1 protein-coding gene is annotated in these 2056 nt (G+C 55.4%); it reads left to right on the forward strand.

Annotation, left to right across the window (positions count from 1 at the left end):
• A partial coding sequence (locus HAP95_RS09620; protein ID WP_215884012.1) for a DotA/TraY family protein occupies positions 1-2056 on the forward strand: 2056 nt, incomplete at both ends.

Genomic DNA, 2056 nt, shown 5'->3' on the forward strand with positions numbered 1-2056 from the left:
GCGCCCATACGTGGGCCAGCCGCCTTTGCCATGCTGTTTCCTTTGCCGTGGGCCAAAGGGCTGGCCCTCATTCAGTGTATCGCCTTACTGGGCGTTTACTGGGGCGTTGGGGTTGCCGATGATGTCTGGAATGGCTTCGTGCAGGAGATCCCCAAGATGTCGGGGCAGATCATGCCGAGTCAGTCCAGCGTCCGCCGAGAGAATGAGTTTGTCGAAAAGCTGGCGGTACTGACGGCGGTGCAATCTTATGTGGTGAACCGAGAGAACGTGCCCTTGGTCGGGACCTGGGCTTGGCGCGGGAATGTGAATAGTGGAGACTGGATTGATACGGTGAAATTGGGAAAGGGCGGGAATGCTGCGGCTGCAAAAGCGACGGATTCTGTATCCAGTTCAATCACTTCCAAACAGTTTATCGCGGGTATGGGGACCATTGAGGTGCCTTGTTCCAACAGCATGAACAACCAAGGTGCTACATCGACAGGGTTTTGGTCGGGTCTTGGAGATGACGTCACCGATGCCTTTAATTATGCGGCGAACGCTGTTTCTACTGTAGTGCCAGGCGCTTCATTGCTCGTCAATCAGGCACAAGACAATTCGATCTGTGTCGCCGAGAAGGGCGCGGTGAACAACGTCATGAACGCCATGCGCCCCATTGCCAACCAGATCGTGGACCAAAATGCGCAAAACAACGCCGCTCCTGTTCAACCCAGCCAGATAGCCGCTGTCGTGCAAGCTTACGCTACGCAGCAGGAGGCTCTGTACAATCAGCTTAACAAAAATCAGGGCACTGTGTTAACGGCGGAAATAAAGAACTTCGCTACGGAATCTGAGTCCCTGGGCTGGGCATCTTCTTCTTTCTATTACTGGACGTTAAACAATATCAACACGGCCTCGCAAGCGTATATGAAAATGCTGCGTCCCAAAGTGAATATGCCCAATTTGCAATATATTGGCATGGGCACGAATAATTTCATTGAACCTACGCTCAAAACCGCTTTCGCAGTGGTTAACCATTACCAGTCGAGTAATAATTATCTGGATGGGGCTATGGTGGCGGCGACTGCAGGTGGACCATCCGGAAAGTCCAGTTGGCTTGGAGGAAAGGTGTTGAATGTGGTTTCCTCGTTAGATTCCGGCAACCCGCTGGCTAACATGATGTCGGCTGGGCACAGCATCATCAAGGCCGGCGAGCTGACAGCAGCAGGTGGTGGCGTGATGGCAGGTATCGCCAACGGGATAGCGATTGGCGCCCCTGTGTTGGGAGGTGCTGTCGGAGCGCTTGTTCCAGTAGGCGGTGAAACAGGCGGTACTGAAATTGCTGGTGATGCAGCAGGAGGGGCTGCGGGTGGCTGGATCGCTGGCAAATTAGCCAGCCCTGCTGCCCGCATGATAGCAGATACGGCAGATACCCTCGGAAAATTGATGCTTCCCCTCGGTTTGGGTCTTGTCGTCGAAGGCGCGATCATCGCCTATGTTATCCCGGCCATCCCCGGTGCCATCATGACCATCGCGATCATCGGTTGGTTATTTTTGGTGATGGAACTGATGGTGGCAGCCCCATTATGGGCCGCAGCGCACGCCTACGCCGAAGGGGAGGGCTTTGCCCCCCAACAGGCCATGTATGGCTACGGCGCGGTCATCGGCATCGTCATGCGCCCCGTTTTATTGACGTTTGGCTTCGTGTTTATGTTTTTCCTTATATTTATCGTGGGCCATTTTGTGGGCGGTGCCATGTCCATTTACATGGCCGGCATGAACGGGTTTAACCTCGGCATCGTAGGGGGTGTCGCCGTGCTGGCGATTATTCTGGGTACCATCTGGGGGGCCATGAAGTTCCTGATGGGTCTGATTACCCACCTGGCTGACCTGGTACCGCAGTGGATCGGTGGACGTGGACAGCACCTTGGGGAAAAGGAGCAGGCCATACAAGGGGCGCAATCCGGTTCGGATAAAGCCAAGGGGGTTGCGCTGGGGGCTTATGGGGTTGGGAGGGCCGTGGCGGGGGATGTGGCGCGGAAAAGGGATAAGGCGGCCCAAAAGAAAGAGGCGGGTGGAG

The sequence above is a fragment of the Acidithiobacillus sulfurivorans genome, assembly GCF_018853815.1.
In the GTDB taxonomy this organism is placed as follows: Bacteria; Pseudomonadota; Gammaproteobacteria; order Acidithiobacillales; family Acidithiobacillaceae; genus Acidithiobacillus; species Acidithiobacillus sulfurivorans.